The organism is Chitinimonas sp., from assembly GCF_041904975.1.
Classification (GTDB): domain Bacteria; phylum Pseudomonadota; class Gammaproteobacteria; order Burkholderiales; family Chitinimonadaceae; genus Chitinimonas.
Map to the genome: position 1 here is coordinate 1 of NZ_JAYRLZ010000205.1, position 7,908 is coordinate 7,908.

6 protein-coding genes and 1 pseudogene are annotated in these 7,908 nt (G+C 56.0%); 1 reads left to right on the forward strand and 6 read right to left on the reverse strand.

The features are described from left to right. Window positions 1-1,728: methyl-accepting chemotaxis protein (locus ACE3OH_RS16390; protein WP_374355364.1), on the reverse strand; the 1,728-nt coding region annotated here is incomplete at its 3' end. A gap of 54 nt (window positions 1,729-1,782) precedes the next feature. Continuing rightward, on the reverse strand, window positions 1,783-2,940 hold the full coding sequence (locus tag ACE3OH_RS16395; RefSeq protein ID WP_374355367.1) for an ABC transporter substrate-binding protein: 1,158 nt from the start codon (window positions 2,938-2,940) through the stop codon (window positions 1,783-1,785). Between the two features lie 154 nt (window positions 2,941-3,094). Here ACE3OH_RS16395 and ACE3OH_RS16400 point away from each other — a divergent pair, with 154 nt between their 5' ends. Then, complete coding sequence (locus ACE3OH_RS16400) at window positions 3,095-3,904, forward strand: Crp/Fnr family transcriptional regulator (protein ID WP_374355370.1); 810 nt, start codon at window positions 3,095-3,097, stop codon at window positions 3,902-3,904. A 26-nt stretch (window positions 3,905-3,930) separates the two neighbouring features. Here the strand turns inward: ACE3OH_RS16400 and ACE3OH_RS16405 are convergent, their stop codons facing one another. The 4 genes and pseudogenes from ACE3OH_RS16405 to ACE3OH_RS16420 form a co-directional block, all read right to left on the reverse strand. Then, the gene (locus ACE3OH_RS16405) at window positions 3,931-5,214 is read right to left on the reverse strand and encodes a phenylacetate--CoA ligase family protein (RefSeq protein ID WP_374355373.1); all 1,284 of its coding nucleotides are present in this window, start codon (window positions 5,212-5,214) and stop codon (window positions 3,931-3,933) included. 51 nt (window positions 5,215-5,265) lie between these two features. After that, window positions 5,266-6,081, reverse strand: a complete 816-nt coding sequence (locus tag ACE3OH_RS16410) for an ABC transporter ATP-binding protein (RefSeq protein ID WP_374355376.1) — start codon at window positions 6,079-6,081, stop codon at window positions 5,266-5,268. Between the two features lie 41 nt (window positions 6,082-6,122). Beyond that, window positions 6,123-7,457, reverse strand: a complete 1,335-nt coding sequence (locus ACE3OH_RS16415; protein ID WP_374355379.1) for an ABC transporter substrate-binding protein — start codon at window positions 7,455-7,457, stop codon at window positions 6,123-6,125. 44 nt (window positions 7,458-7,501) lie between these two features. Continuing rightward, window positions 7,502-7,908: pseudogene (locus tag ACE3OH_RS16420) on the reverse strand (branched-chain amino acid ABC transporter permease); the annotation flags it as partial.

Here is a 7,908-nt window from a genome sequence, read left to right on the forward strand (position 1 = left end):
GGTGACCTTTTGAGAGGAGGTCACTATCTCGCGCATGGTGTTTCCGGCTAAATCGACCAAATGTGTACCGCTTTCAACCTGCTGCACAGAGGCGTCGATGAGACTCTTAATTTGTTTGGCCGATGCTGCGGACCTCTGGGCCAAGGCCCGTACTTCGCTGGCTACCACTGCGAACCCGCGCCCTTGCTCGCCGGCGCGTGCCGCTTCTACGGCCGCGTTCAGCGCGAGAATATTGGTCTGGAATGCGATCCCGTCGATCACTCCGACGATGTCCACAATCTCCTTGGACGAAGCATTTATGCTTTCCATGGTTGTAACTACTTCGGCTACAACCTTTCCGCCCTTCGACGCAACATCTGAAGCAATCGCTGCCAATCGCGATGCCTCATTGGCCCCATTCGCGGAGGCCTGCACTGCGTCGGAGAGTTCATTCATGTGGGTTACAGCTGCTTCCAGGCAGGTTGCAGCCTCCTCGGTTCGCACCGACAAATCATCGTTGCCCGATGCAATCTCGCTAGAGGCGCTGCGGATGTTGTCCGTGGCAAGCTGTACCGAACGCAGGCTGGTATCGAGACCCTGTCGCATGTTTTCCACGGCTTGCGTGATCTGCCCGATCTCGTCGAGTCGCTGTGACTCAAGTGCAACCGATAGGTCTCCCTGCCCAATTGCGTGGACATGGATTGAAAGAATCTCCAATGGCTTGACAATCCGGCGAAGAAACAAGACGAGCCCAACACACAAGGCGCCGCCTGCTGCCGAGACGAAGCCCGCAAGAATAAGGGTTTGCTGGTAGAGAGCTGCCATGGCCTCGGATTTACGCGCTTCCGCGACAACCTTCCAGCCAGTAGCCTTGCTGGTAGCCATGCTCGCAAAGCTTCCGTCGGTCTGAGAGGTCAGCAGGGATGGAACTTCCCATTGAGTCAGCGTTTCGCTTTCCTTAAGCCGACCTATCCATTCTCCAGAGTTCCCGGACAGCAAGCTTGCCAGAGGCTTGGATGAATGCTGAGTATGAAGAATAAGGGAAGCCTCAGATGAGGAGGGCGCAAACGCTACGACGTAGACGCCACCGCTCTCAAAGATCTTGGTGGAGTTCACCATATCTGCAAGCCGTGACTGCTGCTCTTCGATATTCAACTCGATGGCCGTTGCGCCCACAACTTTGCCCGCGTCATCCCTCACTGGTTGAAGAACCGTCATCTCTGGCGTGCTTGTGGAAAGCCGACCCACGAAAGGGCGTGATGCGCGCAGAGCCGCGTAAGCCTCTCCCTCTTTGGGCAGCGATTTACCGATAATTCGAGCGCCGCTCGCGTCTTTTTCCGAAGACGTGATTGAGACAAAGTCTTCACCTTTGGCGACGTACACCTGGGCATTGCTCTTTGGGTAGTCCTGCGCGAACCTGTCCACTTCCGTGGTGCTTCCATTGATCAGGCTTCCGAAGCTGGAGAGTGTTCCCTCATCTGCGTTGACTAGCGTCATCGTGGGAGCAAACTGCTTTCGAAATGCACTGTGCGCATTCTCTGCAGTCACCTTCATTGCCGCTTCAAAGACATCCACTGCCCGCGCGATTCCCTCTGCCTTCGACATGGCAAACCTTGTACCGTCCTGTTGGTGCTGTTTCGAGGCGAAGCCATAAAACACTCCGATGACAATCAGTGTCATCAATAGGATCGAGACCCCACCCATAGAGGTCAGTGTTCGAGCGATTGATTTTTTTCCATTTGCTTTCATGTTCCGATTCCAGTGTGCTCAGTGTTTGCCGTAGTGCAGATCGTCAGAGTCCGACTAGCGAAGAAGACGTCCACTTCTTCCAACCATGGTCAGCTCCACGAAGGATGAGGCGCCTTTGCCCGGTTCAACAAAAGACGACTCGAAGCCGCCGATGTCATGGCGCTTCTGCGACCACGTGGAATCAACGAAGCTTCGCGGCGAAACAGACGGACCAGCCCGACGGAGCGCATTCGCGAAGACATGTGCGTTGATGTAGCCCTCAAGGGACAGATGCGAAGGGTCCCCGCTGATCTGAGCGGCCTTCCAGGACGCGAGGAATTCGCGAGCTATGGGCAGGGGGGAGTAAGGTGAAGGAACGACCTGCGATATGGTGACGCCTACTCCTTGCGTTCCCATTGCAGTGATGGTTCCCGCTGCACCCACCACGGAAAGTGCATAGAGCGATAGACCGCGAAGCTCCGATCTAACCGCCTTGATAAGGTCAATGGCGGGCTGCCCGGCCAGGCCGACGACCAGTGCCTCAGGTCTATGGCTTGCAACCTCCGCGATTGCTTGGTCGAAGTTGGTTCCATCCGCGTTCACGACCACGGTGGGGAGGAGCGCTCCTTGACCTCGTTCGATGGCTGACTGCACGCCATTCATAACTTCACTGCCGAAGGCATTGTCCTGGCGAGCCACCACAATCTTGCGAATACCGAGGGTTGTCAGGTGCTGAACAATCTTCTGTGCTTCCTCGGCATAGCTGGCTCGAACGTTAAAGATTGTTCGAACGCCCTTCGGCCTGGCGAATTGCGCACCAGTGAAAGGTGCAAAGAAGGGGACACCCGACTTCACCACCTTGGGCAGCATGGCCGCGATCGCCGGCGTCCCCATGCAGTTAAACAGCGCGAAAAGATTGGGGTCTGACAGAAACCCATCCACGTTGGAGACCGCTCGCTCGATGTTGTAGGCATCGTCGGCCACGATGAGTTCGATGGTGCGGCCATGTACCCCACCTTGAGCATTGATCGATGCAAATGCCAGCTTGGCTCCCGTATGGATGGCTGTCCCCAAATCGCCGAGTGGCCCGCTCAAAGCCGTAGATTGGGCAATCCGGACAGATCCACCTGTCGGTTGAGCAAGTGCCACGCCTCCAAGCAATGGCTGAAGACTCAACAACCCCACCAATTTGCGGCGCGAGAAAGCCGCGCGAGAGTGTTTGTTGATCAGCACGTTCGTCTCCTGTTTTTCCTGTTCTGTTCCCCAACATGTCTAGTTGTGGGTGCTGCATTCAGTCTCAGACTCCGCGCGCACTCAGAATGTCCCGATACAGACAATCGAGGGTTAGCCCCAGCCGGATTGCAGAAGAGACCGTAAGGTGTACCCAGTGAGTCTGCTCGGGCAAAGATGTGACTGGCGAGAGCGTTTCTCGCTCAGGGTCAATCAGATTGCGTTGCAGTTGGATACCAGCCAGAATTTCGCTTATGAAATTTCGATATCCGGGAAACTGATGACGCTTCCAATAGGTGCAAATCAGTTCATTGAAGCGTCCGCTTGGCGCGTAGGCTTAACGCAGGAACAGCTACTGCGTGTACAACGGGACGCTTTCGTTCGCAGCTATCAAGCTGGGGCTACTGTTTGTCCACGGGGATCCCCCGCCATTCACTGGCTTGGTGTGATGGACGGGATGCTCAAGGTCGATACGGTGTCAGAAGACGGGCGGAGCACCACATTTGCTGGTGTCCCTTCAGGTGCATGGTTTGGTGAAGGCGCTGTTCTCAAGGGGGAGCCTCGACCCTATGCGGTGGTTGCCATTCGCGATAGCACGGTGATGTTTCTTTCGCGCACCACGTTCCAATGGCTTCTGGAGGAGAGTCGGCCGTTCAGTAGATGGGTCATCGACCAACTCAACGCACGGCTGGGCCACTACGTAGCGCTCATCGAAACCCTGCGTTTCCATGAAGCGTCAGCACGGGTTGCATATTGCATCTCCGAACTCTTCAATCCGCAATTGTTTCCCTCTACTGCAGCGCGGCTTTCAATCTCGCAGGATGAGATTGCAAAGCTGAGCGGCCTCACCAGACAGAACGCAAACCGAGCTTTGCAAGAGTTGGCCCAAGCCGGATACCTGCGCGCGAAGTATGGAACCATCGAGATCCTTGACCTTCAAGGTTTACAGCACCACGCTCGCAAGTGAATCAATCCACCCGATCTCAGCAGCTACTAGCTGAGCTTTCGCTGGTCATCAATGATCTTTCCATCGTTGGGCAGCGACCCCATAGGGACGAACTCCACGTCAGACCGAAGTTTGGTGAGGCTACGCATTGTGTTCACTAGCGTCGCAGCCAGGGCATCGGAGGGCGCAGCAGTCTCAGCCTTCAATACCATTTGATCGGCACTCCACGCATCACCTGCCTGCCCACCAGAAATAACCAAACGGACACGAGACAGTTCCGGATGGCGCCGCATGGTCTCAACAACCTGCGATGGGTGAACGAACATGCCCCGAATCTTCGCAGTTTGGTCTGCGCGTCCCAGCCAGCCTTTGATTCGTAGGTTGGTACGCCCGGTGGGACATGACCCAGGAAGAATTGCTGACAAATCACCGGTACCGAATCGGATGAGTGGATAGTCTGGATTTAGTGATGTCACTACCACTTCGCCAACCTCGCCATCTGGGACGACTTCGCCTGTACCTGGGCGCACGATTTCTAGGATGATCCCCTCGTCAACCACCATGCCATCTCGAGCTTCGGTCTCATATGCAATCAAGCCGAGCTCTGCGGTAACATAGCACTGGTAGGCAATAACGCCGTGAGAAGCCAGCCATTCGCGTGCAGCCGGCGGAAATGCTTCGCCAGACACCAGTGCAGATTTGAACGATAGTGGTGGTAGCCCAAGGTCCTTGGCTCGCTCGATCAAAGTGCGCAAGAAGCTCGGTGTGCCAACGTAGCACGTAGGCTGCAAATCCTGGATAGCCTGGATTTGTAGTTCGGTGTTTCCGACTCCACCTGGAAAAACTGCACAGCACAGTGCTAGTGCTGCAGACTCCATCATTGCTCCGGCAGGCGTGAGGTGGTAGCTGAAACTATTGTGAACGAGGTCTCCGGCCCGAAATCCAGCTGCAAACATTGCTCGAGCCATGCGCTCGAAGTCGCCCCTGAAGCCTTCAGGCTCATAGATTTGGCCAGGCGACTGGAATACACGCTTCACACCGTTCGGAATGGAATGTCCTTTCCAGCCGACTGCGGCGTAGCCTCCGAAGATTTCTTGGGAGCATCTTCGAGCCTTTTGCCGAGCCATGAAGTCTTCATGTTTGCGGGTCACGGGCAACTTGGCGAGCGCCTGTCGATTCTGAATGTCCGTGACATCGACAGAGGCAAGTATCTCGGCAAAGGCTGCGGTGGTTGTGCGGGCGTGAATTACCTGTTTGGCCAGTGCTGCCATAAGCCCTCGCTCGCGCTCGATGTGGGAGCGCGTTTCCAGAGCATCAAAATGGGTTTCCATAGTTTGCGGTTCGTTCGGATAGTGATGTTTGCTCGAATGCCGTTGGCTGGGTTACGCCAGCCACCGCTTGCGGCGCTTGTAGCTCTTCACATCCTTGAAGCTTTTGCGCTCTGCCCCTCCCATACCGAGATAAAACTCCTTGACGTCCTCATTGGTGCTCAGGCTTTTTGCAGTGCCATCCATAACTATGCGCCCGCTTTCCAGGATGTAGCCATAGTCGGAATACCTTAGTGCCATATTGGTGTTCTGCTCGGCGATGATGAAAGTCACGCGTTCGCGCTGATTGAGATCTTTGACGATCGAGAAGACTTCCTCCACGATCTGTGGGGCCAATCCCATGGACGGCTCGTCAAGTAAGACAACAGAGGGATTCGCCATCAGGGCCCGTGCGATTGCACACATCTGTTGCTCGCCGCCGGATGTATAGGCGGCTTGCGAGTTGCGTCGCGTCTTGAGGCGGGGAAAGTACTGATATACCTTCTCCAGTGTTTCCTTGACAGCGCTATGGCCGTCGGTCCGCGTGTATGCGCCTGCGAGCAAGTTCTCTTCGATCGTTAGGTGGGCAAAGCAGTGGCGTCCCTCCATGACCTGCACCAGGCCACGCTGGACCAGCGCGGCTGGCGAGAGGGATTCGATCCGCTCTCCGCGGAGTTGAATGCTGCCTTTGGTGACGGCGCCTCTCTCTGCCGCCAGAAGATTACTCACAGCTCTAAGGGTCGTGGTCTTGCCCGCGCCGTTTCCGCCTAGCAGGGCAACGATGCTGCCCTCTGGTACGGAAAGCGATACACCCTTGAGCACGAGGATGACGTGGCTGTAAATGACTTCGATGCCATTTACGGTGATGAGAGGTTTCGACGAGTTGTTCATCCGGATTAAAAGGGCCCCGTCTCCGAGGCCCCCTCCTACTTTCAGTTCTGGCAGTCAGCGTCACCGCGACGCGTGATCTTGCGATCTGCTGCGTACTTGTCCGCGCCAGTTGTGATCAAGGGCTTCAGTAGCGACATGTCAGCGGCAATGGGCTCACTCACGAACTTCCACTTGCTGCCGTCCCAGGTCTGCACCCGTGCAGTGGCCACGCCCATATGGTCCGTGCAGCTCGTCTTGATAGGGTGCAGGAGCTTGTTAAAGCCAAGAGCCGTCAAGCGCTTCTCATCCAGAGATAGGTTCTCAAGACCCCAGCGCACCTGCTCACCCGTCATCGGTTTGCCTTTGCCGAACTTCTCTTGAGCAGTACGTACAGCTTCGACGGTGAACATCGAGATGATCATCCCGTTGTTGTAGAGGATGGATCCGACCTCGTCCTTGGGACCCGTACCTTGGCCCTTCCCGTGCACGTGCTTCAGAATGTCCTGTGCAACGGCAGTGAGGCCCAGTTCGTTCTGCATATTCAGGGCGCTATAACCTGCAGCGGCCGCGCCTACATCCTTGACGTCAGGTTCGGTACCAGACCAGTAGACTCCGAACATTTTTTCGCGTGGGAAGCCAGTGGCCTGCGCCTCCTTCAATGCTGTCGAGTTCATCACGCCCCAACCCCAGAGCACCACGAAATCGGGTTTACCTTGACGGACTTGTAGCCAAGTTGCCTTTTGCTCAACGCCGGGCGCAGTGACAGGCAGCAACTGCAGCTCAAACCCATGGCGTCGTGCTCGCTCCTGAAGCACGGCGATAGGCTCCTTGCCGTATGGTGAGTCGTGGTAGACATAGGCAATCTTTTTGCCCTTGAGCTTCTCCAGCCCTCCCTCTTTCTTGCCAATGTGCTGGATGAGAATGTCGGCTGCAGTCCAGTACGAACCCATGATCGGGAACGCCCATTTGAAAACCGAGCCATCCGCAGATTCGGAACGGCCGTATCCCGGTGTTATCAGTGGAATTTTGTCGCCCGGAATCTTTTCAGTCAGCGCGAAGGAGATGCCCGTGGACTGCGGGTCGAAGGCTGTCGCGCCGGTTGGCCCTTTGCCCTTCAAGCGCTCGTAGCACTCGATTCCGCGGTCTGTGGCATAGCCAGTTTCGCATTCTTCGTAGGTGATCTTCACGCCATTGATGCCGCCATCGCGTTCATTGATGAGCTTCAGGTAGTCTTGCTTGCCGTTTGCCCAAGGCGTTCCGTTCGGTGCGTAGGGGCCTGTTCGGTACACGAGAAGTGGAACAAATTGCTCATTTGGTTGTGCAAAGGCCGGTGTAGTTCCTAGCATTGCTGTGGCAGCAAGCATGGTGGCACTGACGGACGAGATGAATCGTTTCATGGACATGTCTCCTGGTTGGTTGTGTGAAAACAAAGTGAGTTGGCTTAGTGAGGGAATGGCCACAGACGCAGCTTCTGCTTGGCCGTGGACCACAGCTTGGCGAGACCGTGAGGTTCCACTATCAGGAACCACACGATGAGCGCGCCGAAGATCATCAATTCCGAGTGGGCAACACCGGCGGTAGAGATCTCCACGCCGACCAGAGCGAGAAGTGCAGGGAGAAATTGGTTCAAGAAGATGGGCAATACAACGATGAAAGCAGCACCGAAGAACCCGCCCATGATTGAACCAAGACCGCCAATGATGACCATGAAGAGCAGGCGGAAGGACGTTTCGACAGAGAATGCGGCGGGCTCCCAGGAGCCCAGGTGGACAAAGGCCCACAGCGCGCCAGCCATGCCGATGATGAAAGAGCTGACCGCAAACGCGCTGAGCTTGGCGTACATGGGGC

Bases quoted from the DNA above. Each gene is read 5' to 3' on its own strand.
- ACE3OH_RS16405 (WP_374355373.1), bottom strand. From the start codon at position 5,214: ATGGAAACCCATTTTGATGCTCTGGAAACGCGCTCCCACATCGAGCGC.
- ACE3OH_RS16410 (WP_374355376.1), bottom strand. From the start codon at position 6,081: ATGAACAACTCGTCGAAACCTCTCATCACCGTAAATGGCATCGAAGTC.
- ACE3OH_RS16415 (WP_374355379.1), bottom strand. From the start codon at position 7,457: ATGAAACGATTCATCTCGTCCGTCAGTGCCACCATGCTTGCTGCCACA.